Raw genomic sequence first — 22,982 nt, forward strand, 5'->3', positions numbered from 1 at the left:
AACACAACATCAAGTAATATAATAGCTTTCCTGAACGCGGTCACGGGCTCATATTTATGCAGTTTGAAGAAACTGCGACCGGCAGCCATGGGAGTGCCGGTCCGGCCCCGAAAGGCGACGCAATGCAAGATACAACCCAGTCGCGCCCAGCAAAAAGCATGCCCGCGGACCACGCGGTCGCGATGCCGGCCTATGTCGACCGGTCCCACCTCGTCGTCCAGGATCTGCCTGTGGTTTCTGCCTGGTACCAGAGAATTCTGGGCCTGACGCCGATCGAGACCGGCGCCAACGGAGAAACCCTCGGCGTCGCGGGCAGACCCCTGTTGACGCTGACGACCGAAGGGAACGCGGCAAGAGCACCGCGCAACGCGCCGGGTCTGTTCCACACAGCTTTTCTGGTTCCCAATCGGCGCGAACTCGGACGCTGGCTTGCGCACGCGGCGCACAACAACATTCGCCTGCAGGGCGCATCCGACCACCTGGTCAGCGAGGCGATCTATCTCGCCGATCCGGAGGGTAACGGCATCGAGGTCTATCGCGACCGCCCGCGCGGCGAGTGGACCTACCAGCCCGATGGTACCGTGGCGATGAGCACACTGCCGCTCGACCTGCAGGCCCTCTACGACGAAGCACCGAACGACCACTGGGACGGCCTCGCCGAGGGCACGACGATCGGCCATATCCATCTGCAGGTCTCCGACATCCCCCAAGCGGACGCGTTTTTCCGTGACGTGCTCGGGCTGGATCTGATGGCGCGCTACCCCGGGGCGAGCTTCTTCGCCTCAGGCAAGTATCATCACCATGTCGCTGCCAACATCTGGAACTCCCGAGGCGCGTCCAAACGGCAGAGCAACATGACCGGTCTTGCGGATTATACGATCCGCTTCAGCGACGCTGCGAAGCTCGCAACGGCGCTGGGCAAACTCGACGAACTGGAAATGCCGATAGTCAAGGAAGGCAGCGTCCACAGCCTGGTCGATCCATGGGGCATCGGCCTTAAGCTAGCCTCATAAAGGGGGCGGCGAACAATCCTCGCCTGCTTTCTGCTTGATCGCTGCGATGGCGCTCTCTATCTCATGGTCTCCCATCAAATCCGGAGACGCACCTTGTCTGCTTTCAAGAACCTGCCCACCGCCCCCGTCGCTCCGAAGAAGCCGCTCACCGATACACGCCACGGTATTACCCGGACCGACGACTATGCCTGGCTCCGGGCGGACAATTGGCAGGCGATGTTCAAGGATCCCTCCATTCTCGATCCGGAGATCCGCACGCATCTCGAAGCCGAAAACGCGTATATGAACGCGGCGATGGCGGACACGAAGGAATTGCAGAAGACCCTCTTTGCCGAGATGCGCGGCCGCATCAAGGAGGACGATTCTTCCGTTCCGATGAAGGATGGGGCCTTCGCTTACGGCACCTTTTACGTGACAGGCGGCGAACAGCCCCGCTACTTCCGGATCCCGCGCGACGGCAACCACAAGGATGAGGCGATCCGCCACGTGCTGCTCAACGGCGACAAGGAAGCCGAAGGCAAGGCCTATTTCCGCCTCGCCGGCATCGACCATTGCAGCGACCATTCCCGCGGCATTTGGGGTTACGATGACAAGGGGTCGGAATATTTCACCCTGAAGGTGCGCGATCTTTCGACCGGCGAGGATCTGCCCGATGTGATCGAGAATACGGGTGGCGGCGGTGCATGGGCGCCGGACGGCAAGAGCTTCTTCTACACCGTGCTCGACGAGAACCATCGGCCGTCGAAGATCTTCCACCACGTCGTCGGCACGCCCCAGAAAGACGACCGGCTCGTCTATGAGGAAAAGGACCCGGGGTTCTTCATGTCGGTCGGCGGGTCGCTGCTCGACGACTTCATCTACATCGATATCCATGACCACGAAACCAGCGAGTACCGCCTGCTCACGACCAATGACCTGACGGCAGAGCCGCAGCTCGTGGCGGAGCGCGTAACCGGTCTCGAATACTCGATGACGGAAGGCGGTGATGTTTTCTACATCCTGATCAATGCCGACGGCGCCAAGGATTTCAAGATCATGGAAGCGCCTGTGGAGGCGCCGCAGAAGCAAAACTGGCGCGAGGTCGTGCCGCACAAGCCAGGCACGCTGATCCTCAATCACATGGCCTATGCCCGCCATCTGGTCTGGCTGCAGCGGCGCGACGGATTGCCGGAAATCGTCATCCGTGACCGCAAGACCGGCGAGGAGCACGCGATTGCCTTCGCCGAGGAAGCCTACTCGTTGGGGCTCTCGGGCGCTGCCGAATACGACACCGACGTCATCCGCTTCTCTTACTCGTCGATGACGACGCCGTCGCAACTCTTCGACTACGACATGGCAACGCGTCAGCGCACGCTCTTGAAGACCCAGGAAGTGCCGTCCGGCCACAATCCCGACGACTATGTGACCCGCCGTGTCTTCGCGCCGTCATGGGATGGCATCGAGGTGCCGGTCACCCTGCTCTACCGCAAGGATACGCCGCTCGACGGTTCCGCCCCTTGCCTGCTCTATGGCTACGGAGCCTACGGCATCACCATTCCGGCTGGCTTCAACACCAACTGCCTCTCGCTCGTCGACCGCGGCTTCGTCTATGCCATCGCCCATATCCGCGGCGGCAAGGACAAGGGCTTCCAATGGTACGAAGACGGAAAAATGGCGAAGAAGACCAACACCTTCAAAGACTTCATCGCTGCCGCCGACTATTTGAATCAAGAGAAGTTCACGTCCTACGCGAACATCATCGCCGAAGGCGGCTCGGCCGGCGGCATGCTTATGGGGGCGGTCGCCAATATGGCGCCGGAGAAGTTCAAGGGCATCATTGCCGCCGTTCCCTTCGTCGATGTCTTGAACACCATGCTCGACGACACGCTGCCGCTCACTCCGCCGGAATGGCCGGAATGGGGCAATCCGATCGAGAGCGCCGAATTCTACAACATCATCGCCGGCTACTCGCCCTACGACAAAGTGGAGGCGAAGCCTTATCCGGCGATCCTGGCGCTCGGCGGCCTGACCGATCCGCGCGTGACCTATTGGGAGCCGGCGAAGTGGGTAGCGAAACTCCGGGAGAAGACCACTGGCAGCGCCCCGATCCTGATGAAGACCAACATGGATGCCGGCCATGCTGGCGCATCCGGACGCTTCCAGCGGCTGGAGGAAATCGCCTTCGAATATGCCTTCGCCATCAAGGTCGCGGGCAAGATGTAGCGGCCGGGAGGAAAAAGCATGCCGGTCTATGTCGCACTGCTGCGGGCGATCAACGTCGGGGGGACCGGCACGCTTCCGATGGCGGAGCTGAAGGCCATTTGCGAGAGCCTCGGCTTCACCGATGTGAAGACCTACATCCAGAGCGGCAATGTGCTCTTTCGATCCAACCTTTCCGAAGCCAAGGTGCAGGAGGGGCTCGAAGATGCTCTGGCGGAACGAATGGGCAAGGCGCCCGGCGTCATCTTGCGCGGCCGCGACGAACTGCAAAAGATCGTCGACGACGCGCCGTTCGCGAACGCCAAGCCGAATTTTCTGCTGGTGACGTTCCTGCCTGAGCCGCCGCCTGCCGATGCGCTTGACAAGCTCGTCGCCCCGGACGGCGAGCAAGTGCAAATCAGCGGCCGGGAGATCTATGTCCATTTCCCCAACGGTTCGGGAAAGTCGAAGCTCAAATTGCCCGCCCTCAAACCGGGTACCGCCCGCAATCTCAATACCGTCCGGAAACTCGCCGAACTCGCGGCTGAGCTCGAGGATCGTGAAGCCTGAACGCCATCAGGCGGGCGCGATAGGCTGGAACAGCAGCCGCACGAAGGTGCGGAAGACCAGCAGCTGGTCGGGCAGGCTCTTCGGCTCCTTCAACGCCTTTGAAAGCACGATGCCGCCTTCCAGCACGGTCGAGACCATATCTGCCAGTTGGTCGGCGTCGAGCGCCTCGCGCGGGCGATAGTGGCGCATGATATCGCGGAACATGGCGCCGAAGCGCCGACGCCACATCAGCGCCGCCTGCCGGTTGATCTCCTGGATCTCGCGGTCGAAGGCACGCTCCTGCGTGCACATGGTCGCGACCAGACAGCCGGGATGGCCGTTTGGCAGGTCCGAGAGCAATTCCGACAACAGCTTCAGGCCGAGCAGGAAAGCCTGCAGCGGGTCGTCCGCGAGATGGGTGTGCACGGCTGAAGATCTCGTCGTAGATCCGTTCGTCGTTTTCGATGTAGCGTTCCAGGAGTGCCTTGGCGAGCTCGTTCTTGTCGCGGAAATGATAGAAGAAACCGCTCTTGGTGATGCCGGTTTCGGCGATCAGTTCGTCGATCGAGGTTGCCCCAAAACCCTTTGCCAGCACGGCGGCTTCGGCGACATCGAGGAGCCTCGTCCGCGTTTCCTCACCCTTTCGCATGGTCCGCTCCTGTACCGCCGGTACGGTTTTCGGCTTGGATAACGCCTCCCACGTCCTCCGCCGCCACCCGATCTCAACGGCAAGTGTCTGTTTTCACATCGAAATGGGGATCTCCCACAAGTAGTATACCGCAACTCCTCTAGTTTAGCAGATGATAAAAAGGCAGAAATTCATCCGATCCCCTGGCACGGAAGATCCGTGAAGACCAGGGGGAAGAGGATGGAGCAAGAGATGGCCAAGTACCGAGAAAACTTGCCGCTGCTGAACGGAGGCACATTCCTCACCGATGGCGGCATGGAGACAACCCTGATCTTTCACGACGGCTTCGAGCTTCCGCATTTCGCTTCCTTCGTGCTTTTGTCGTCGGCCGAGGGGCGCCGGAAGCTTCTGCAATATTACACGCACTATCTCGACGTCGCCCGACGTCATGATACCGGCTTCGTTCTCGACACCGCCACGTGGCGAGCCAATGCCGATTGGGGCAAGAAGCTCGGCTACGATGCGGAGGCGCTCGCAACCGCCAACCGCGACGCGGTCAATCTGCTGACCGGATTGCGCACCGAATACGAGCGGCCGCAAGCGCCCATTGTCCTCAATGGCGTGATCGGCCCGCGCGGTGACGGCTACAAAGCCGGGAAGATGAACGCCGACGAGGCGGAGGATTACCATGCGGTCCAGATTGCCACCTTCGCCGCAAGCGAAGCCGACATGGTATCCGCCATTACATTGACTAATGTCGACGAGGCTATCGGCATTGCCCGCGCTGCCCGGAAGCACGGCATGCCCTGCGTCATCTCCTTCACCGTCGAGACCGATGGCCGGCTGGTGACCGGCCAGTCACTGCAGGATGCGATCGAGACGGTGGATACGGAGACGGGCGGCTATCCGCATTACTATATGATCAACTGCGCGCATCCGAGCCATTTCGATGGCGCACTCGACCAGGGCGAGGCCTGGGTCAAACGGATCGGCGGCATTCGCGCCAATGCCTCGATGATGAGCCACGCCGAACTCGACGAGAGCGAGACGCTCGATGCGGGCGATCCGGCAGATCTCGCCCGGCGCCATCGGTCCCTGACCGGCCGCATGCCACAACTGCGTGTCCTCGGCGGCTGCTGCGGCACCGACCACCGTCACATCGCGGCGATATGCGAAGCCTGCCTTCCTCGCACGGCCCTGAGCGCCTGACACAGACAACCGCGTTCTCGCCCTCCGGCGATACCTACCGGAGGGCACGCGGATAAAGTCTCGGCCTCGCGGAACAATCGACGCTCGTGTAGACTTGTCCCGATAGCAGTGACCCGTCGGCACTGCCCGGCGCGCAACGGGACAGAGAATGATGAACTACGTGCCCCCGCAACCGGCCTCTGAGACGGCCCCCTTTCCGTTCGACAACAGCTATGCGCGGTTGCCCGCGAACTTCTATGCTCGTGTCGAGCCGACACCGGTTGCAGAGCCCTGGCTGATCAAGTTCAACCGAAAGCTCGCAGAAGAGCTTGGCCTCGATGCGGAAGCGCTCGAACGCAACGGCGCGGCGATTTTTTCGGGTAATAAAGTGCCGCCTGGCGCAGAGCCGCTTGCCATGGCCTATGCGGGACACCAGTTCGGTACCTTCGTCCCGCAACTTGGCGATGGGCGTGCGATCCTGCTTGGCGAGGTGGTCGACCGCGACGGAAAAAGGCGCGACATCCAGCTCAAGGGATGCGGCCAGACGCCCTTTTCCCGCCGCGGCGACGGACGGGCGGCGCTCGGACCGGTGCTGCGGGAATATATCGTCAGCGAAGCGATGCATGCGTTGGGCGTGCCGACGACCCGCGCGCTCGCTGCCACCGTGACCGGCCAGCCGGTCTATCGCGAACAGATCCTGCCCGGCGCGGTCTTCACGCGCGTCGCCGCAAGCCATGTCCGCGTCGGTACGTTTCAATTCTTTGCCGCCCGTGGCGACATGGAGTCGGTCAAGGCGCTGGCCGACTACGTGATCGAACGCCATTACCCAGAGTTGAAGGACAGCGAACAACGATATTTTTCGCTGTTCAAAGCGGTCGCCGCACGGCAGGCGGCATTGATCGCCCGCTGGCTTCACATCGGCTTCATCCACGGGGTGATGAACACCGACAACATGGCAGTCTCCGGCGAGACGATCGATTTCGGCCCCTGCGCCTTCGTGGACGCCTATGATCCGAAGAAGGTGTTCAGTTCGATCGACCAGTTCGGTCGCTATGCCTATGCCAACCAGCCGGCGATCGGCCAGTGGAACCTTGCGCGTCTCGCCGAAACACTGGTGCCGCTGTTCGACCCGGTTGCCGATACGGCGGTCAACCTCGCCAACGATGCGCTCACCGAATACGGATCGATCTTCCAGAGCCATTGGCTCGACGGCTTGCGCCGCAAGATCGGACTTTCGACCGAAGAAGATGGCGATCTCGATCTGATCCAATCGCTCCTTACCCTGATGCACAAGGGCAATGCGGATTTCACCCTGGTCTTCCGGCGCCTCGCGGAATCGGCGGAAAACGCGGGCGCCGACCCGGCTCTCGTCGAGCTTTTCGAAGAGTCGGACGCAGTTTCGCCGTGGCTTCGCGATTGGCGCGGGCGCCTGGCTCGCGAAACACTCGACGCCGGCGCGCGCGCCGCGGCGATGCGATCCGTTAACCCGGCTTTCATTCCGCGCAACCACCGCGTGGAGCAGGCGATCGAGGCAGCGACTCGCGACGCGGATTTTTCGCTGTTCGAAGCGCTTCTCGACGTCACGTCGAGACCCTATGAAGACCAACCCGAGCATGCGGCTTACGCTGCACCGCCTGAGCCTGGCGAAGAAGTGCTGCAGACCTTCTGCGGCACCTGAGCGGCAGCCCACTGCCGCACTCGGTCGCGACATTCGCGGCGCATTGCGGCCTCCGCATTTTTGCAACCCCACAGAGTGCGGGCCATTGAAAGGCACGCTGCAGCCGTCAGATGGCGACCACATCATTGCCTACACTCTCCCCTGAACTCGCCGGCTGGTTGCATCGAAAGGCTCGCGCAAGTGCCCATGGACAGGCTCACCCGGAACCTTACATCCAGGGATTCCCATGAAAATCGAAAGCAGCCTTTCCAACTACTACCTTTCGCAGCGCCGTTCCGTCGCAAGCAGCCTTCCCTCGCTCGACGAAGCAGGCGGTGATCGAGCGCAGCGTCGTCCTCCGCCCACCATTGCACCGGCCTCGCCCTCCGTCTCGCTTTCACGCGCACTCTGGCAGTCATTCGCCGAGGACGAAACGGCCGCTTCCTCGATCACCGAGGGTAAGTCGCCGTTCGGCTCAAGCGTTGCCGACGAGTTCCTTGAATGGTCGACGATGTCGTTTGCCGAAAAAATCCGGGTACAGTATCTCGAAGCACATGGGTTGACGGAGGAAAGCCTGGAAGCGATGCCGCCTGAGGAACGGGCAGCAATCGAGGAAGAAATCCGCAAGGCCGTCGCCGAAAGCCTCGGCATCAAGGAACAGGCCAGCGCGACGGCATCGGATATCGCAGACAGCGCTGCCGACGCCTGATGCCGTCGGCGTGATCAAACCATACCTGCAATAATCTTTCCGACCTCGGCGAAGACGGGATTCAGCTCCTTCACCGGCGCCTTGGCCTCGGCGATGTAGACCGCGACCAGGATCGGCCCGCGATCCTTCGGCCAAACGACGGCGATATCGGACGCCGCGCCTGTCGTACTCGTCCCGGTCTTGTCGCCGATGCGCCAATCCTTCGGCATGCCGGCCCGAAGGCGCGCGTCGCCGGTCTTGTTGGCGACGATCCAGTCGATGAACTGCATCCGGGAGCTCTCCGACAAAATCGGGCCGAGCGTCAGATTGCCAAGCGTTTCCAGCATGGCCGTCGGCGTCGTCGTGTCACGTGGGTCCCCTGGCCTCGCTTCGTTAAGCTCGGGCTCGGTGCGGTCAAGCCGCGTCGTCTGATCGTCGATCGACCGCAGCCAGGTCGTCAACCCTTCCGGCCCGCCGAAACTTTCGAGCAACAGATTGCCCGCGGCGTTATCGCTGATCGTCACCGCCGCCTCACAGAGCTCGGCGACTGTCATGCCGTCACCTTCCACGTGTTTTTCGGTCACCGGCGAATAGGGAACCAGAGCGTCCTTCCCGAACGTAATGCGCCGGTCGAGCTTTTCCTTCCCCCGGTCCACACGGGCCAGCACGCAGGCCGCGGCCAACGCCTTGAAGGTCGAGCACATGGCAAAGCGCTCGGTTTCCCGCTGGCCGAAGGAGATGTTCGTTTCCGTGTCGAGCACGGCGACGCCGAGGCGACCACCCGTGCGTTTTTCGAGTTCGCCAAGCTGCTTCGAGACGTCGTTATCTGAGCCCGAAACGGCGCGCGCCGTGCCGGGCAGAACGAGTGCCGGATAGAGCATAGCGGAGCCGACGAGCATGGTGCGGCGATTGATGAAAAGGGGCACGTTCTTCCTCCATCCGGGGCGTGCGGCCTTTGCCACGCCCACCTCTAAATTACTGATAGTGAATATTTATTTTCGCCGACGCGACAGCGGCCAGCGATCATTGCGACGCAAATCGCTAAGCGGCAAATATGGCGGCCTTGTGCTCGCGGCGAACCGCCTTCTGAGTTCGGCCGTCTGCTTGCGGGCGAGATGGAAAGTCACGTCTGATGAGACGCGCGGCGCTGCGGGCCTAGTCTATTGAGGAGAGAATGCCGCCGCCCTATGTGAATACTCCAGCGACTATAGATCTGAGGCGACAGCATGTATTCGATCGGTGACCTCTCCCGCCGCGCCGGCGTCAAGATCCCGACTATCCGTTATTACGAGCAGATGGGGCTGATCGAGGCGCCGGAACGCTCGGAAGGCAATCAACGGCGTTATGAAAGGCGCGAACTCGAACGACTGGCCTTCATCCGTCACGCACGCGACCTGGGGCTCTCGATCGGGGCGATCCGCGATCTATTGGCGCTCAGCGAACATCCGGAGCGCCCTTGCGGCGAGGCGGACCGCATCGCCGCCGAACACCTCGTCGCGGTGCGCGAAAAGATCACCAGGCTGCGGAAGCTGGAAAGTGAACTGGAACGCATCGTCGCCTGCCACGGCGACCATACGATTGGCGACTGCTACGTTATCCGGGCACTGGCCGACCATTCGATGTGCGGGACCGACCACTGAGGCCCGCCCCAGAGGCGCGAGAATCCCCGTTGACAAAGTCACGGAAATGGCGAATCTACGCGCATGATCAAGAACGCACCCATTTCCCGCGTGTATTTTTGGCTGTTCCGATAGGAGCGGCCTGCTGATCATATTCAACAAGGCCGCCATCAGGCGGCTTTTGTTTTTCACGGCACCTGATGGCGGCAGAACCAAAGGAGCCGAGAATGCTGCAGACCGCCGCCCCTTCCCTTCATCCCGTACCATCGGCTCGTCCACCGATGGTGACGATCCGTTGCGCCAAACCGCGCGATCTTCCCGAGTTGCACGAGATGATCGTCGAGCTCGCCGCGCATCACGGTGACGCCGCACCGATCACGCCGGAACGGCTTGAACGAGATCTCTTCAGCCGCTCCCCCTGGATCACGGCGCTCGTCGCCGAGGCCGGCAACCAGTTGATTGGCTATGCCATTCTCGTCCCGACCTACCGGGCGGCCGAAGGCCTGCGCGGCATGGAACTGCATCACCTCTTCGTTCGTCCAGGCCATCGTGGCACCGGCATCGGCCGTCATCTCGTTGCCAAGGCACGCGAACAGGCGCGCATGGCCGGCTGCGACTATCTTTCCGTCAGCGCTGCCACCGGCAATTTCCAGGCGCATCGCTTCTACGAATCCGAACGCTTCATACCTCGACCTGTCACGGGCATGCGCTATATGCAGAAGCTTGGCTGAACGGGAGGGCACATGCGCCTCGCAATCGTCCTGACGGAAGGTTTTGCCGACTGGGAATGCGCGCTGCTGATGGCCACGGCGCGCACCGAGCTCGGGCTTGACGTGCTGATCGCCACGCCCGGCGGCACTGTGGTGACGTCGATGGGCGGCCTTCACATCACGCCTCACCTGCCGACGAAAACCCTGGCGCCGACGGAGTTCGACGCGCTTGTGCTCTGCGGCGGCTCAATCTGGAAAACCACCGCGGCACCCAATGTCACTGCGATGGTCCATGCCTTCCATGCGAAAGGCCGCGTCGTCGCAGGGATTTGCGGGGCGACGCTCGGGCTTGCCGCCAGCGGCATTCTCGATGAGGCGGACCACACGGGCAACTCGGCCGAAAGTCTCTCGGCAGTCGCCGGCTATCGCGGTCACCGGCACTACCGCGACCAACCGCAGGCCCTTCGCAGCGGCCGGCTGGTAACGGCTGCAGGCACGGCCCCGGTCAGCTTTACGGCCGAGATTTTCCACGCGCTCGGCCTCGGTTCCGCAGCGCTTGACGACTATCTTTCGCTCTACGGCAAGGAGCATGCAGTCGTCCAAGCTGCACGATAGTGCAACATCAGCAGAGAACCCCTCAAAGCGGCGGAAGCGCCTTCAGGTAGGCGGCGATCGCCTCGCGGTCAGAGGGCGAAAGCCTTGCCAGGTTCTTCTGTACATCGACCATCGAACCGCCGACTGAATCAAAATCCGGCGTGAAACCGGTCTCCAGATAGGAGGCAATGTCGGATGCGCTCCAACTGCCGACGCTTCTCGAGCCCGGCGTAATGTTGGGGATACGCCCTTCGCCCTCGGGGTTCGGCGCGCCGGCCAGCCACCTGCCCGGCTCAAATCCGCCGAGCGCGTTGCGCGGCGTGTGACACTCGCCGCAATGGCCGGGACCTTCAACCAAATACTGCCCGCGCGCGAGCTTCGCATCCGCCCTGTTCACCTCGACACGCGGCTCGTCGGTGAGGAACAACAGCTTCCAGCCGCCGAGAGCCATGCGGATATTGTAGGGAAACGGCAAGTCGTGTGGCGGCGCCACGTTGGCGCTCTTCGGCAGCGTCTGCAGGTATCCCCAGAGATCGTTGATATCCTTGGCAGTCATGCGCGCGTAGGAGCCGTACGGAAAAGAGGGATAAAGATGCTCGCCATTTTGCCCGACACCGCGCGTCATGGCGTTGCCGAACTCGGCGAGCGTCCAGTCGCCGATGCCGGCGCTTTCATCGGGTGAGATGTTCGGAACATGGAAGGTGCCGAAGGGGCTTTTCAGCGCCCGGCCGCCTGAAAGCACGAGCCGCGCGTCATCCTTTGCCCCCGGCGCAGCGTGGCAGCTGACGCAGCCGCCTGCCCAGAAAACCTGTTCGCCATTGGCGAGGTCCGGTTGGCCCAGCCCTTCCCAATGGGCTGGGGCCCACGGTGAAGGTTTCGTCAGCCACCAAAAGCCACCGGCTCCGGCAAGGGCCAGCACGACCAGACCAGACAGCAGTTTCGTTGTTCGCCGGCCCATCGGGCCTCCCTTCATGCTGGAAGACAAAGAAGGATGCGCCAGCAGGGCCGGCGCATCGCAAATGGTCAGGATGAAGGAACGCCTCTCAGTCTTTTTTCAGACGATAGGTCTCGTGACAGCTGGAGCAGTCCTTGCCGAGAATGCCCAGGGCAGCGCCAACTCCGGCCTTGTCCGCCGGAAGCTGGGCAAGCAGCGTGCTCGCGTCGGTGCCAAGCTTGGCGGCTTTGGCCTTGAAGTCTTCCATGTTTTCCCAGATTTTCGGGCTAGCTTCGGTTTCCAAGCCAGTTTCCGTGCCCGCCGGGAAATGATTCGGAAAGATCTTCACCGTCTCGGTGATCGTCGTCAGCGATGCCTTGACGATTTCCGCATCGTAGGGCTTTTCACCCTTGGCAATGCCGTTCAACGCACCGGCAGCCTGGCCTACCTTCTTCATCAGCTGCTGGCGCACCGCCTGCGGCTCGTCCGCCGCCGTCACGGCGGTGACACCCACGCCTGCAAGGGCGGCAGCAAGCATAAAAGCTCGTATCTTCATCATGATCTCCCGGTCATTCGAACCCGCATCTGCGGCTTCCTGTTGAGGCGCGGGCATGATGGCATTTTGGTCTTTCGACGGAAGTAACATTTTTTTGATGTTCTTGTCATTCCAGCATAATTTGGCTCCAACAACCGCATTACCGCCGTCTCTCGCGTGCCGAAAAACAGCGTGAACACGACAGCCATGTTTTAATACTTGGGAGCGATCTGCCGCCGGCGTCCTACCGGGCACCGGCCCATCCCTGCCATACGGTCAAGACCGCAACTATGACCAGCACGACGCCGGCCGCCCGTCCGATTGCCACTGTTGCACCCGGACTGCCGACAAGCAGATCACGGCCGCGGCCGGCGGCAAGCGCGAGCCCGCCATAGACCGCGAGCTGCGTCAGCGCGATCATCAGCGCCATGACCGCGGCCTGCGACCAGATCGGACCGAATTGCGGCTTGAGGAACTGCGGGTAGACGGCCAGCATGAAAAGATAGGCCTTGGGATTCATCAGGCTTGTGAGTGCGCCCTGGCGAAAGCTCGCCCAGCGCGACAGGCGCACCGCCTTTTCGATACCGCTAATGGTGATCGCACTGCGCAGCAACGAGAAGCCGATCCAGGCGATATAGAGGGCACCGGCGACAAGCAGCACGTTGAAAAGCTGCGGCACCAGATGCAGGACGACGCTGACCCCGAGCGCGGCATAGAGCGTGTGCAGCACGCCGCCGGCCATGATGCCGGCCGTAGCCGACAGACCGGACGCCCGCCCGCCGGTCAGTGAATTGGCCAGGACGAAGACCATGTCCATGCCGGGCACGATGATGATGCCGAAGAGAAGGGTGAAGAAAAGCCAGAGGTTTTCCGCGTAACTCATGTCAGTTGTCCGTGAGATTTCCATGTGAATGCGTGGCCGGATAGTCGATTTTTCAATCCGTTGACACGTGTTATATCGCTGCCCAACTGACAGGGATTTGTCAGGAGCCTTTGAGGCGATGGAGTTTTCCCGTGCGTAAGGCGTCGCGCCTGTTTGAAATCATCCAGATCCTGCGGCTTGCCAGGAAGCCGATAACGGCCGCGGATATTGCCGAAACGCTGGAGGTGACGCCGCGGTCGATCTACCGTGACATCGCCGCCCTGCAGGCAATGCGGGTGCCGATCGAGGGCGAACGCGGTCTCGGCTATATCTTGAGACCCGGCTTCGATCTGCCACCCTTGATGTTCACGATCGAAGAGACGGAGGCGATCGTGTTGGCGTTGGCGCTGCTGGCACGCACAGGCGACGAGGAACTGAAGGCGGCCGCGCGGCGCGTGAACCAGAAAATCACCGGCGCCGTACCCGGGCCGCTGCGTCAGGCGTTCCAGTCTCAGGCCCTGCACGCCTGGGGCACTGTTGCAGCGCCGCCGCCGGCCATCGATCTCGCCATGGTCCGCCGGGCGATTCGCGACGAGCAGAAGCTCGCGCTCGACTATCGCGACGAACTCGGGCGGGCGAGCGAACGCACGGTGCGCCCGCTGGCGCTCATCTATTATTCGGAACACGCGATGATGGTCGCCTGGTGCGAACTGCGCCAGGACATCCGCAACTTCCGCGCCGACCGGGTGGAACATTGCGAGCCAGTCGGCGCCTTCTTCCGTGGCGAGGGGAACCGGCTCAGGCAGTTGTGGATCAGCGGCTGGAAGACCAATGCCGCGCGGCCGCTTGAGGCGGAGGATGCGTAGGCGGGAGGAAATCCGTGTGTCTCGACGTAGAGAAATGCGCCTTATCCGCCTGGCACAAATGAAAAGGCCCGGCGCAAGCGCCGGGCCGAATTGCCTGTCGAGTCAAAAAGCAGCCGCTTACTTCGTGGCAGCCTCGTACATTTCGAGCACGTAATCCCAGTTGATGAGATTGTCGACGAAGGCCTCGAGGTATTTCGGACGGGCGTTGCGGTAGTCGATGTAGTAGGAGTGTTCCCAGACATCGACGCCGAGGATCGGCGATGCGCCGTGGACCAGCGGGTTTTCGCCGTTCGGAGTCTTCGAGATTTCAAGCTTGCCGTTCTTGACCGAGAGCCAGGCCCAGCCGGAGCCGAACTGGCCGGTGCCAGCGGCGATGAAATCCGCGCGGAACTTGTCGTAGCCGCCGAGGTCGGACTTGATAGCCGCGTCGAGCTTGCCCGGCAGGCTGGTGCCGCCGCCGCCCTTCTTCATCCACTTCCAGAAATGGATGTGGTTGTAGTGTTGGCCGGCGTTGTTGAACAGCGGCTGGTTCGTCCCATAGGACTTCTTGACGACTTCCTCGAGCGAAAGACCGGAAAGACCGGCGTCCTCGGCGAGCTTGTTGCCGTTCGTCACGTAAGCGAGGTGATGCTTGTCGTGATGATATTCGAGCGTTTCGCGCGACATATAGGGGGCGAGCGCATCGTAGTCATAGGGAAGGTTCGGCAATTCGAAAGCCATTGTGGCATCTCCTCTTGGTATGGATTTCGTCAAGGAAATCTGTGAGCGGGAACATAGGCACCGGCATAGACCGAGGCAACCGATGCGGTGCCAAAATTTCTCTGCCACACGCAAAATACTTTCGCTGCGTTTCTGACGAACCATTGTCTTTGGCAAATTCTCGTCACGATCGGCATGCTACCTGCCCGCGCATTCCAGCAAAACATGTAAGGAACCACGATGCCGATACGCCCGATCTCAATCCTAAGTCTCTCTGCGGCCGCAAGCCTTGCTGCAGGTGCGGCACATGCCTCGTCAGGGGACGCATGGGAGGAATTCCGGGCGGACGTATCGGCCAAGTGCATCGCCGCTGCCGAATCGCTGGAGGACGCCAGTGCGATCGTTGATCCTTTCGGTACCGAAAGCTACGGACTGGCGCTCATCTCCGGCAAGCCGAAAGGCGGCAACGGGAGCGTCACGCAGATTTGCGTCTACGACAAGCAGACCAAGGCCGTGGAACTCGGTGGCGAGATCGGCGCTCAGGTGATACCGGTGTCGACGCCGTAATTCAGAAGCCGCCAGTGTGAGCCCGCGTTTCCGCCGTCCGCCAGCCATATCGACATCCCGCGTTAGGGTCCTATGTCTTCCAGCGTCCATGCACAGAACACACGAAGCGGAGGACGTTATGGAATTCCATCAGGGGCGGTTACTCGACCATGTGCATCTCCGCGCAAGAGACCTCACCGCCAGCAAGCGTTTCTATCGCGCAATTCTCGCCTCGCTCGGCCACCAGCCGACTTTCGAGACCGAGCAGGCGATTGCATTCGACGAACTCTACATCGACCAGGCCGAAAGCTATCGCAGCCATGTTCACATCGCCTTTCAGGCGATCGATCCGGACGCGGTTCGTCGCTTCTACGAGGCCGGCCTTGCGAACGGCGGAAAAGACAATGGCGAGCCCGGCGAGCGGCCCTATCATCCCGGCTATTTCGCCGCTTTTCTCCTCGACCCCGACGGCAACAACATCGAGGCGGTCTACCATGGGCCGACGACGCGCTCGTCCGCCGATGTCGTCATCCGCCCGCTCGGGGACTGAAGCGTGACGGGAACAGGCATGGGAAGTCTCAGGCGCGCGATCCAGCCGATGCCGGAAGACTCGCCGCACGGTGCGCGACAGCGGGCTCGAAGCGGTCTATGCCGCGCGCCCCGCCTATCAGCGCAACGACTATCTCGGCTGGATCGCTCGCGCAAAGCGAGACGAAACCCGTGAGAAGCGCATCGCCCAGATGCTTGCGGAACTTCAGGCCGGAGACGCCTATATGCGCATGCCCTATCGCGATGGGCGCGACGAGAAATAGTCGTCGCGCCATGGGTCGGGCACTCGCCTTGGTGGGCCTGCGATGAACGCGTGTCCGTGCCGTCAAACGTCCCGGCTCGAATGCGCCCAGTCCATGTAAAGGTCGCGCGCCTTGGCGGAGATCGGGCCGGCCTGGAGGTCGCGGTCATCGAGGCGGGTCACGGGCAGCACCTTGGAATAGTTTCCGGTCGTGAAGATCTCGTCCGCCGCTTCGAAATCGGCCATCGTCATCGTGGTCTCGACCACCTCGAAGCCGGCCTCGCGCAAGAGGCTCATGACGCGGAATCGGGTGATGCCGGCAAGGAAGGTCTTGTTGGCGGCCGGCGTGAAGACGACACCGTCCTTCACCATGAAGATGTTGGATGATCCGGTCTCAGCGATATTGCCGAGCATGTCGCGCACAAGCGCGTTGTCGAAGCCGCGCGAGCGCGCTTCGTTGAGGATGCGGGCATTGTTGGGATAGAGGCAACCGGCCTTTGCATCCGTCGGCATGCACTCGATCGTCGGCCGGCGGAAGGGTGACAAGGTCAGCGATGAGCCGCCATGCGCGTTGCCCATCGGTGCCTCGAACAGGCAGAGCGCGAAACGCGTCGATTCCGGGTCGACCGCCACGACGCTCCAGGAGCCGTGCTCGCCCCAATACATCGGCTTGATGTAGATCGCCGTCTTGCCGTCGAACTTCTTCACGCCCTCCCAGGTCAGCGCCTCGATCTCTTCCGCGGACATCGTGGGCTTCAGCCCCAAAGACACGGCCGAACGATTGACGCGCTGGCAATGCAGATCAAGGTCCGGTGCGATGCCGTCGAACCAGCGGGCGCCGTCGAAAACCGTTGATCCGAGCCACATCGCGTGCGAGGTCGGCCCGATCAGCGGAGGATTGCCGGAAAGCCATTCACCGTCGACATAGGTCCAGGTGGTTGAGCGGGGGGTTGTATCGACGGCCATCGGCGTCTCCTCTCGTTTTATCGTCCGTTCGGAAATCGAATACGATTTAAGGAAACATGCAGTAGCCGAAAAAAACAGCACCGGGGTGAATGGGTACATAAAAAAATGTCATGGCGTCCATTGTGGAACCGGCCGAACCGCCATGCCAAAATAGCCTGACGAGCAAGGAGCAAGACAGTCATGAAAGCGATGTATTACGACGCGTTCGAAAAGGTGCCGGAGATCAAGGTTTTGCCGGATCCGAAACCGTCCGAAAACGGCGTCGTCATCAAGGTCGAGGCGACCGGCCTTTGCCGCAGCGACTGGCATGGCTGGATGGGACACGACGCGGACATTCGTTTGCCGCATGTGCCCGGCCACGAGCTCGCCGGAACCATTGCGGCCGCCGGACGCGGTGTCCTGCGCTACAAAGTCGGGGACCGCGTGACTGTTCCATTCGTTTCCGGCTGCGGCCGTTGCGCGGAATGCCGCTCGGGCAACCAACAGGTTTGCGAGGCACAGTTCCAGCCGGGCTTCACCCATTGGGGCTCGTTTGCCGAATATGTGGCGATCGACTTTGCCGACCAGAACCTCGTGCACCTGCCGGAGAGCATGGATTTCGCGACCGCCGCAAGCCTCGGCTGCCGCTTTGCCACATCCTTCCGGGCGGTCGCCGACCAGGCCCGCGTCAAGGGCGGTGAGTGGGTGGCCGTGCACGGCTGCGGCGGCGTCGGCCTCTCGGCGATCATGATTGCCGCGGCGCTCGGCGCCAACCCGATCGCGATCGACATTTCCGAGGAAAAGCTCGCCTTTGCCCGCAAACTTGGCGCGGTCGCCGCGATCAACGGCAAAGAAACGGCAGACGTGGCCGAGGCCGTAAGAGAAATCACCAAGGGCGGCGCCCATGTCTCGATCGACGCTCTCGGTTCGCCGGTCACCTGCTTCAATTCGATCAAGAACCTGCGCCGGCGCGGGCGCCATGTGCAGGTGGGTCTGATGCTGGCGGAACATGCAACACCTGAGATCCCGATGGCACAGGTGATCGGCCACGAACTCGAGATTTACGGCAGCCACGGCATGCAGGCCTGGCGCTATGACGCGATGCTGGCGATGATCACCGCCGGCAAGCTGAACCCAAAACAACTGATCGGCCGCGAGATCTCGCTCGAAGAAGCCGTGCCGGCACTGGTGACCATGGACCGCGCCACCGATCTCGGCATCAGCGTGATTACGCGGTTCTGATCAGGGATTCCGATCGTCGCCGCGCGCTGTTATGGTTTTCGCAAGCAAGACGAATCAACGAGGGGTCCCGTCATGGCGCTTGCGGCTCAAACCACCGGAAGTGAGCTCTATCGGCCTGTTCTCGGCAGCAATGCCCGGCATCCGAGCGGCTGGCCGATACGCGTGATCGTCAGTTCGCAGACCGAGGCGCGCCACAACCGCCACCTTTGGGCGCCAACGCATCTCGTCTCGATCCGTGCGCCTGCAAGCCGCCTGCTCTCCATGATCGAACTGCCGCCCGAGCGGCATCTGGAGCTTTACTTTGGCGATACGACCGACCCGGACGCGCCTGACGCCGCGCGGGCGGAGGCGATAGAGGCAACCTTTGGCTTCATCGACACGCTACCCGAGGATGCGCATCTGCTGGTTCACTGTCTCAGGGGCAGCGGCAGATCGACCGCGCTGACGCTCGGCATTCTGGCGCGCTACATGGCGCCTGAGGAGGCGGCCGCGACCCTACATACGCTTCGCCCGGAAGCCAAGCCGAACCGACATGTCGTCGGGCTCTGTGATGCCGCCCTGGGGCTCAAGGGAAGACTTGCAAAACAGGCGCTGCGTTTTCCGGCAAAAGTCTGGAAAGGCTGATTAAATTCGCATTGCCACGCATGATGGCATTGTGCGCCGCACAAAGTTTTGACATGATCCCGGGAAACAACTGACGAAGCGTTGCGCCTACCGCACCGGGGCCGAAGTCGGGACCGATTTTCAGCGAGCACGATGCGTGATGCGCCGCTGAACGGTGATGACGGGAGAGTTCGATGTCTCTGGCGGCCTATGTCTTCGATGCCTATGGCACGCTTTTCGATGTGCATGCGGCGGTGCGGCGCCATGCCGAAGCGATCGGCCCTGACGGCCAGGCCTTTTCCGAACTCTGGCGCGCCAAGCAGCTCGAATATTCCTGGGTGCGCTCGCTGATGGGCGCCTATGTCGACTTCTGGCAACTGACCGAGCAATCGCTCGACTACGCCTTTCAGCGCTTCCCCTCGGCCGATCCGAAGCTCAAGAAGTCGCTGCTCGATGCATATTGGGAGCTCGACTGCTACCCGGAAGTTCCGGCCGTTCTCAGGGGCTTGAAGGAGCGCGGCGCCCGCATCGCCATTCTTTCCAATGGCTCACCGGCCATGCTCGCATCGGCGGTAAAGAACGCTGCGCTCGACATCGTGATCGACGACGTGTTCTCGGTCGATGCTGTCAAGGCGTTCAAGGCGGCGCCCGCCGTCTACGATCTGGTGACGACGCAATACCGGCTTTATCCGCACGCGGTTTCGTTCCAGTCTTCGAACCGCTGGGACATTGCGGGAGCGACCAAATTCGGCTTCCGCACCGTCTGGATCAACCGCCACGACATGCCGGACGAGTACAAGGACTATGGTCCGGCGCTCATTCTCCCCTCGATCGAAAGCCTGCAGTTCGGCATCTGAGCCTGTAGAGCGCGCATTCAAACGCATTCCACAGTACACGTAGTTGGGCTTGGCGAATGCTCTTTTCGCCCTCATTCCTGTACTTGCACAGGAATGAGGGGGGAGAGCCTTGTTAGATTTTCTCGACCAGGAAATCGATGAAAGCGCGGATGCGGGCGGCAAGGTGCTCATGCCCGGCATAGACGGCGTGCACCCGCTCTATGTCTTCCGGATTGTAATCCTCCAGCACCGGTACCAATCGGCCCGCGTCGATATCCGGCTGCACATGAAACGCTCCGACACGGCCGAGGCCGAGGCCGGCAAGGCAGAGATTGCGAACAATCGCACCGCTGTTTGCCTGCATGTTGCCGGTGACCGGGCGCACATAGACGTTGGACGAGCCCGGGTCGCGGAAAGGCCAGCCGTCGAGACTGCGGCGGAAATTGAAGGTGAAGCAATTGTGGTGGGCGAGGTCTTCCGGCGTCCGCGGCACGCCATGGGCCTCGAGATAGGCCGGTGCGGCGATAATCACCTGCCGGCTCTCCAACAGCTTGCGTGCCTTGAGCGTGGAATCGCGCATCGGACCGGACCGAATGGCGATGTCTGTCCGTTCCTCGATCAGGTCGATGATGCCGTCGGTCAGGGAGAGATCCAGCTGCACGTCCGGATATCGCGCAAGGAATTCGGCGGCCAGCGGCAGGATATAGCGCTCGCCGAAGCCAACGGATGCGTTGACCCGTAGTGGACCACGCGGCATCGCCCGACCGCCGCCGGCAACCACCTGTTCCGTCTCGGCGATCGCCGCCAGGATGCGTTGCGCGCGCTGAAGGTAGATTTCTCCCTCCGGCGTCAGCTGCAGCATGCGGGTGGAGCGCATGACGAGCCGTGTCCCGAGCCTGTCCTCGATACGCGAGACAAGCTTGCTGACGGCGGAGGGCGACAGCTTCAGCCGCCGGCTAGCGGCGGAAAAGCTGCGCAGTTCAGCTGCGGCAACAAACACTTCCATTTCGCCCGCGCGGTTGTCCATTTTCTTCACCTTTGAATTCAGTTCACAGGCCTTTATCCATTCCTCCGGACTATCGCGCAAGCCCGATCGATCCATATTCCCGGTTACCAATCACTCAACCGCGGCACGGCCGCAAAGCTCAGCCCGTATTGCATGCGGGCGGGGAAAGTATTTCTATGCCCATCGCTCTCTTTGCCTTGACGATCGCGGCCTATGCGATCGGAACAACGGAATTCGTGATCGTCGGCCTCCTGCCTACCGTCGCCTCCGATCTTCACATCTCCCTGCCGCTCGCCGGCCTCATCGTCAGTGTTTATGCCCTCGGCGTCACTTTCGGCGCGCCGGTGCTGACCGCGCTCACCGGTCGGATCGAGCGCAAGCCACTGCTCCTCGGCCTGATGGCCCTCTTCATCATCGGCAATGCCGCCGCGGCACTTTCACCGAGCTACGAATTGCTGCTCGTCGCACGGGTCCTGTCGGCGTTCGCCCACGGCGTCTTTTTCTCCGTCGGCTCGACGATTGCCGCCGATCTCGTACCCGAAGATCGCCGCGCCTCGGCGATCGCAATGATGTTCATGGGACTGACGGTCGCAATCGTTACCGGCGTGCCGCTCGGCACCTATATCGGGCAGACCTTCGGTTGGCGGGCCACTTTCTGGGCGGTCACCGCGCTCGGCGCCATCGCCTTTATCGGCATCGCAGCCTTGCTGCCGAATACGCTGAGCAAGGCCGCCGCGACACGTCTCATCGATCAGGTTCGCGTGCTTGGATCCGGCCGTCTGCTGATCGTCTTTGCCATGACGGCGCTCGGCTATGGCGGCACCTTCGTCGCCTTCACGTTCCTCGCGCCGATCCTGCAGGAAATCACCGGGTTCTCGGAAGGCAGCGTCAGCCTCATCCTGGTGCTTTATGGCATCGCCATCGCGATCGGTAATGTTATCGGGGGAAAGATTGCCAACCGCGATCCGGTAAAGGCGCTGATCGGCCTCTTTCTCGCCCAGGCAGCCGTGCTCGTGCTCTTCACCTTTACGGCCCCCTCTCCGGTGCTGACGCTGGTCACGCTGGCGGCGCTCGGCTTCCTCTCCTTCGCCAACGTGCCCGGCCTGCAGCTTTATGTCGTCCAGCTTGCCAAGCAGTACCGCCCCGGCGCCGTCGACGTCGCCTCGGCGCTCAACATTGCTGCCTTCAATCTCGGCATTGCGGTCGGCGCCTGGCTCGGCGGCCTTGTGGTCTCCTCGCCACTGGGTCTCGGTTCGACACCCTTCGTCGGCGCGATGTTGGTTGCCGTCGCCCTGGTACTGACATTGTGGAGCGGCGCGCTCGACCGGCGCGCGGTTCTCGTCGAACAGCCGGCTTGAACCTTCGCCCCGCCACCACAAGTATAGAATGTCGAATTCGCCCGGCACCTGCCGGGCCTCTCCAAACTTAGGAGCTTTTCCATGCACGCAGTCAATTCCAACGGCGCCAATATTCCCGCCCTCGGCTTCGGTACCTTCCGCATGCCCGGCGCCGATGTTCTTCGCATCCTGCCGGAAGCGCTCAAGCTCGGCTTTCACCACGTCGACACGGCTCAGATCTACGGCAACGAGGCGGAAGTCGGCGAAGCCATCCGCCAGTCAGGCGTTCGGCGCGCGGATATTTTTCTGACGACGAAGGTGTGGGTCGACAATTATCACCATGACGCCTTCCTCGCCTCCGTGGACGAGAGCCTCAAAAAGCTGAAGACGGACTACGTGGATCTTCTCCTCCTCCATTGGCCGGGCAGCGACGTGCCGATGGCCGAGCGCATCGGCGCGCTGAACGAAGTGCAGAAGGCCGGCAAGGTACGCCATATCGGCGTCAGCAACTTCAACATCGCCCAGATGGAGGAAGCAGTCCTGTTGAGCGGCGTGCCGATCGCCACGAATCAGGTCGAATATCACCCCTATCTCGACCAGATGAAGGTTCTGCAAGCTGCGCGCCGGCTCGGCATGTCGCTGACAGCCTACTATGCCATGGCTAACGGCAAGATACCCTCCGATCCGCTGCTCAAGGACATCGGCGCGCGCCACGGCAAGACGGCGGCACAGGTAGCCTTGCGCTGGCTTGTACAGCAGAAGGATGTGGTCGCGCTGTCGAAGACGGCGACGGAGACCCGGCTCAAGGAGAATTTCGCAATCTTTGATTTCGCACTGACGCCTGAGGAAATGGCGGAGATCCGCAAGCTTGCGCGTCCGGACGGCCGGATTGTCAGCCCCGCGGGTCTGGCCCCGGAATGGGACAAAGCGGCCTAGGTCATTTCATTGTTTCATTGA

General features: G+C 61.9%; 25 protein-coding genes and 1 pseudogene. 18 read left to right on the top strand and 8 right to left on the bottom strand.

The annotated features are described in order from the left end of the window. Nucleotides 1-122 precede the first annotated feature (122 nt). The 3 genes from PZN02_RS00680 (at nt 123) to PZN02_RS00690 (ending at nt 3,761) form a co-directional block, all read left to right on the top strand. On the top strand, nt 123-1,013 hold the full coding sequence (locus PZN02_RS00680) for a VOC family protein (protein WP_280659729.1): 891 nt from the start codon (nt 123-125) through the stop codon (nt 1,011-1,013). A gap of 93 nt (nt 1,014-1,106) precedes the next feature. Further along, the gene (locus PZN02_RS00685) at nt 1,107-3,215 is read left to right on the top strand and encodes a S9 family peptidase (protein ID WP_280659730.1); all 2,109 of its coding nucleotides are present in this window, start codon (nt 1,107-1,109) and stop codon (nt 3,213-3,215) included. 18 nt (nt 3,216-3,233) lie between these two features. After that, entirely contained in the window at nt 3,234-3,761 is a 528-nt protein-coding gene (locus PZN02_RS00690; RefSeq protein WP_280659731.1) for a DUF1697 domain-containing protein, read from the top strand. 6 nt (nt 3,762-3,767) lie between these two features. On the opposite strand, the pseudogene PZN02_RS00695 reads toward PZN02_RS00690, so the two are convergent. Next, nucleotides 3,768-4,389: pseudogene (locus PZN02_RS00695) on the bottom strand (TetR/AcrR family transcriptional regulator). A gap of 231 nt (nt 4,390-4,620) precedes the next feature. On the opposite strand from PZN02_RS00695, the gene PZN02_RS00700 reads away from it, so the two are divergent. The 3 genes from PZN02_RS00700 (at nt 4,621) to PZN02_RS00710 (ending at nt 7,922) form a co-directional block, all read left to right on the top strand. Continuing rightward, nucleotides 4,621-5,577, top strand: coding sequence for a homocysteine S-methyltransferase family protein (locus PZN02_RS00700; RefSeq protein WP_280659732.1), 957 nt, complete (start codon nt 4,621-4,623; stop codon nt 5,575-5,577). Between the two features lie 151 nt (nt 5,578-5,728). Then, nucleotides 5,729-7,234, top strand: a complete 1,506-nt coding sequence (locus PZN02_RS00705; RefSeq protein WP_280661569.1) for a protein adenylyltransferase SelO — start codon at nt 5,729-5,731, stop codon at nt 7,232-7,234. A gap of 226 nt (nt 7,235-7,460) precedes the next feature. Then, nucleotides 7,461-7,922: a hypothetical protein gene (locus PZN02_RS00710; RefSeq protein WP_280659733.1), complete on the top strand. Its 462-nt coding sequence runs from the start codon at nt 7,461-7,463 to the stop codon at nt 7,920-7,922. A gap of 14 nt (nt 7,923-7,936) precedes the next feature. Here the strand turns inward: PZN02_RS00710 and bla are convergent, their stop codons facing one another. Then, nucleotides 7,937-8,827, bottom strand: a complete 891-nt coding sequence (gene bla / locus PZN02_RS00715; protein ID WP_280659734.1) for a class A beta-lactamase — start codon at nt 8,825-8,827, stop codon at nt 7,937-7,939. Nucleotides 8,828-9,127: 300 nt separating this feature from the next. Here bla and PZN02_RS00720 point away from each other — a divergent pair, with 300 nt between their 5' ends. The 3 genes from PZN02_RS00720 (at nt 9,128) to PZN02_RS00730 (ending at nt 10,845) form a co-directional block, all read left to right on the top strand. Continuing rightward, nucleotides 9,128-9,541, top strand: coding sequence for a MerR family transcriptional regulator (locus tag PZN02_RS00720; protein WP_280659735.1), 414 nt, complete (start codon nt 9,128-9,130; stop codon nt 9,539-9,541). A 206-nt stretch (nt 9,542-9,747) separates the two neighbouring features. After that, the gene (locus PZN02_RS00725; protein WP_280659736.1) at nt 9,748-10,251 is read left to right on the top strand and encodes a GNAT family N-acetyltransferase; all 504 of its coding nucleotides are present in this window, start codon (nt 9,748-9,750) and stop codon (nt 10,249-10,251) included. A gap of 12 nt (nt 10,252-10,263) precedes the next feature. Further along, nucleotides 10,264-10,845, top strand: coding sequence for a DJ-1/PfpI family protein (locus PZN02_RS00730; protein ID WP_280659737.1), 582 nt, complete (start codon nt 10,264-10,266; stop codon nt 10,843-10,845). 22 nt (nt 10,846-10,867) lie between these two features. Here the strand turns inward: PZN02_RS00730 and PZN02_RS00735 are convergent, their stop codons facing one another. From PZN02_RS00735 to PZN02_RS00745, 3 genes are all read right to left on the bottom strand, one after another. Next, the gene (locus PZN02_RS00735; protein ID WP_280659738.1) at nt 10,868-11,782 is read right to left on the bottom strand and encodes a c-type cytochrome; all 915 of its coding nucleotides are present in this window, start codon (nt 11,780-11,782) and stop codon (nt 10,868-10,870) included. An 85-nt stretch (nt 11,783-11,867) separates the two neighbouring features. Then, nucleotides 11,868-12,314 (bottom strand): c-type cytochrome, encoded by a 447-nt coding sequence (locus PZN02_RS00740; RefSeq protein ID WP_280661570.1) that lies wholly within the window; start codon nt 12,312-12,314, stop codon nt 11,868-11,870. A 223-nt stretch (nt 12,315-12,537) separates the two neighbouring features. After that, nucleotides 12,538-13,176 carry a LysE family translocator gene (locus tag PZN02_RS00745; protein ID WP_280659739.1) on the bottom strand — a complete coding sequence of 213 codons (639 nt, stop codon included), beginning with the start codon at nt 13,174-13,176 and terminating at the stop codon, nt 12,538-12,540. A gap of 131 nt (nt 13,177-13,307) precedes the next feature. On the opposite strand from PZN02_RS00745, the gene PZN02_RS00750 reads away from it, so the two are divergent. Beyond that, nucleotides 13,308-14,021 carry a helix-turn-helix transcriptional regulator gene (locus PZN02_RS00750; RefSeq protein WP_280659740.1) on the top strand — a complete coding sequence of 238 codons (714 nt, stop codon included), beginning with the start codon at nt 13,308-13,310 and terminating at the stop codon, nt 14,019-14,021. Between the two features lie 117 nt (nt 14,022-14,138). On the opposite strand, the gene PZN02_RS00755 is transcribed toward PZN02_RS00750, so the two are convergent. Next, complete coding sequence (locus tag PZN02_RS00755) at nt 14,139-14,741, bottom strand: superoxide dismutase (RefSeq protein WP_180940478.1); 603 nt, start codon at nt 14,739-14,741, stop codon at nt 14,139-14,141. Nucleotides 14,742-14,960: 219 nt separating this feature from the next. On the opposite strand from PZN02_RS00755, the gene PZN02_RS00760 reads away from it, so the two are divergent. The 3 genes from PZN02_RS00760 (at nt 14,961) to PZN02_RS00770 (ending at nt 16,078) form a co-directional block, all read left to right on the top strand. Further along, nucleotides 14,961-15,287: a hypothetical protein gene (locus PZN02_RS00760; RefSeq protein ID WP_280659741.1), complete on the top strand. Its 327-nt coding sequence runs from the start codon at nt 14,961-14,963 to the stop codon at nt 15,285-15,287. Between the two features lie 118 nt (nt 15,288-15,405). Beyond that, nucleotides 15,406-15,816, top strand: a complete 411-nt coding sequence (locus PZN02_RS00765; RefSeq protein WP_280659742.1) for a VOC family protein — start codon at nt 15,406-15,408, stop codon at nt 15,814-15,816. 70 nt (nt 15,817-15,886) lie between these two features. Next, on the top strand, nt 15,887-16,078 hold the full coding sequence (locus PZN02_RS00770) for a YdeI/OmpD-associated family protein (RefSeq protein WP_280659743.1): 192 nt from the start codon (nt 15,887-15,889) through the stop codon (nt 16,076-16,078). A gap of 62 nt (nt 16,079-16,140) precedes the next feature. On the opposite strand, the gene PZN02_RS00775 is transcribed toward PZN02_RS00770, so the two are convergent. Continuing rightward, nucleotides 16,141-17,022, bottom strand: coding sequence for a branched-chain amino acid aminotransferase (locus PZN02_RS00775; RefSeq protein WP_280659744.1), 882 nt, complete (start codon nt 17,020-17,022; stop codon nt 16,141-16,143). Nucleotides 17,023-17,202: 180 nt separating this feature from the next. On the opposite strand from PZN02_RS00775, the gene PZN02_RS00780 reads away from it, so the two are divergent. The 3 genes from PZN02_RS00780 to PZN02_RS00790 all read left to right on the top strand — a co-directional run bounded on the left by PZN02_RS00780 (nt 17,203) and on the right by PZN02_RS00790 (nt 19,703). Beyond that, nucleotides 17,203-18,243: a zinc-dependent alcohol dehydrogenase family protein gene (locus tag PZN02_RS00780; RefSeq protein ID WP_280659745.1), complete on the top strand. Its 1,041-nt coding sequence runs from the start codon at nt 17,203-17,205 to the stop codon at nt 18,241-18,243. 72 nt (nt 18,244-18,315) lie between these two features. Beyond that, entirely contained in the window at nt 18,316-18,867 is a 552-nt protein-coding gene (locus PZN02_RS00785) for a phosphatase (RefSeq protein WP_280659746.1), read from the top strand. Between the two features lie 173 nt (nt 18,868-19,040). Further along, complete coding sequence (locus PZN02_RS00790; protein ID WP_280659747.1) at nt 19,041-19,703, top strand: haloacid dehalogenase type II; 663 nt, start codon at nt 19,041-19,043, stop codon at nt 19,701-19,703. Between the two features lie 112 nt (nt 19,704-19,815). On the opposite strand, the gene PZN02_RS00795 is transcribed toward PZN02_RS00790, so the two are convergent. Further along, nucleotides 19,816-20,709 carry a LysR family transcriptional regulator gene (locus tag PZN02_RS00795; protein ID WP_280659748.1) on the bottom strand — a complete coding sequence of 298 codons (894 nt, stop codon included), beginning with the start codon at nt 20,707-20,709 and terminating at the stop codon, nt 19,816-19,818. Nucleotides 20,710-20,864: 155 nt separating this feature from the next. Here PZN02_RS00795 and PZN02_RS00800 point away from each other — a divergent pair, with 155 nt between their 5' ends. After that, on the top strand, nt 20,865-22,046 hold the full coding sequence (locus tag PZN02_RS00800) for an MFS transporter (protein WP_280659749.1): 1,182 nt from the start codon (nt 20,865-20,867) through the stop codon (nt 22,044-22,046). 81 nt (nt 22,047-22,127) lie between these two features. Then, a complete protein-coding gene (locus tag PZN02_RS00805) occupies nt 22,128-22,961 on the top strand; it encodes an aldo/keto reductase (RefSeq protein ID WP_280659750.1) in 834 nt (277 codons plus the stop codon). Nucleotides 22,962-22,982 lie beyond the last annotated feature (21 nt).

Source organism: Sinorhizobium garamanticum, assembly GCF_029892065.1.
Taxonomy (GTDB): Bacteria; Pseudomonadota; Alphaproteobacteria; order Rhizobiales; family Rhizobiaceae; genus Sinorhizobium; species Sinorhizobium garamanticum.

Excerpts from the sequence above, each read along its gene's own strand:
- PZN02_RS00745 (WP_280659739.1), bottom strand. The coding sequence starts at position 13,176 with ATGAGTTACGCGGAAAACCTCTGGCTTTTCTTCACCCTTCTCTTCGGC.
- PZN02_RS00705 (WP_280661569.1), top strand. The coding sequence starts at position 5,729 with ATGAACTACGTGCCCCCGCAACCGGCCTCTGAGACGGCCCCCTTTCCG.
- PZN02_RS00800 (WP_280659749.1), top strand. The coding sequence starts at position 20,865 with ATGCCCATCGCTCTCTTTGCCTTGACGATCGCGGCCTATGCGATCGGA.
- PZN02_RS00790 (WP_280659747.1), top strand. The coding sequence starts at position 19,041 with ATGTCTCTGGCGGCCTATGTCTTCGATGCCTATGGCACGCTTTTCGAT.
- PZN02_RS00730 (WP_280659737.1), top strand. The coding sequence starts at position 10,264 with ATGCGCCTCGCAATCGTCCTGACGGAAGGTTTTGCCGACTGGGAATGC.
- PZN02_RS00785 (WP_280659746.1), top strand. The coding sequence starts at position 18,316 with ATGGCGCTTGCGGCTCAAACCACCGGAAGTGAGCTCTATCGGCCTGTT.
- PZN02_RS00795 (WP_280659748.1), bottom strand. The coding sequence starts at position 20,709 with ATGGACAACCGCGCGGGCGAAATGGAAGTGTTTGTTGCCGCAGCTGAA.
- PZN02_RS00725 (WP_280659736.1), top strand. The coding sequence starts at position 9,748 with ATGCTGCAGACCGCCGCCCCTTCCCTTCATCCCGTACCATCGGCTCGT.
- PZN02_RS00760 (WP_280659741.1), top strand. The coding sequence starts at position 14,961 with ATGCCGATACGCCCGATCTCAATCCTAAGTCTCTCTGCGGCCGCAAGC.
- PZN02_RS00805 (WP_280659750.1), top strand. The coding sequence starts at position 22,128 with ATGCACGCAGTCAATTCCAACGGCGCCAATATTCCCGCCCTCGGCTTC.
- PZN02_RS00755 (WP_180940478.1), bottom strand. The coding sequence starts at position 14,741 with ATGGCTTTCGAATTGCCGAACCTTCCCTATGACTACGATGCGCTCGCC.
- PZN02_RS00710 (WP_280659733.1), top strand. The coding sequence starts at position 7,461 with ATGAAAATCGAAAGCAGCCTTTCCAACTACTACCTTTCGCAGCGCCGT.
- PZN02_RS00690 (WP_280659731.1), top strand. The coding sequence starts at position 3,234 with ATGCCGGTCTATGTCGCACTGCTGCGGGCGATCAACGTCGGGGGGACC.
- PZN02_RS00765 (WP_280659742.1), top strand. The coding sequence starts at position 15,406 with ATGGAATTCCATCAGGGGCGGTTACTCGACCATGTGCATCTCCGCGCA.
- PZN02_RS00740 (WP_280661570.1), bottom strand. The coding sequence starts at position 12,314 with ATGAAGATACGAGCTTTTATGCTTGCTGCCGCCCTTGCAGGCGTGGGT.
- PZN02_RS00720 (WP_280659735.1), top strand. The coding sequence starts at position 9,128 with ATGTATTCGATCGGTGACCTCTCCCGCCGCGCCGGCGTCAAGATCCCG.
- PZN02_RS00780 (WP_280659745.1), top strand. The coding sequence starts at position 17,203 with ATGAAAGCGATGTATTACGACGCGTTCGAAAAGGTGCCGGAGATCAAG.
- PZN02_RS00735 (WP_280659738.1), bottom strand. The coding sequence starts at position 11,782 with ATGGGCCGGCGAACAACGAAACTGCTGTCTGGTCTGGTCGTGCTGGCC.
- PZN02_RS00700 (WP_280659732.1), top strand. The coding sequence starts at position 4,621 with ATGGCCAAGTACCGAGAAAACTTGCCGCTGCTGAACGGAGGCACATTC.
- PZN02_RS00775 (WP_280659744.1), bottom strand. The coding sequence starts at position 17,022 with ATGGCCGTCGATACAACCCCCCGCTCAACCACCTGGACCTATGTCGAC.
- PZN02_RS00680 (WP_280659729.1), top strand. The coding sequence starts at position 123 with ATGCAAGATACAACCCAGTCGCGCCCAGCAAAAAGCATGCCCGCGGAC.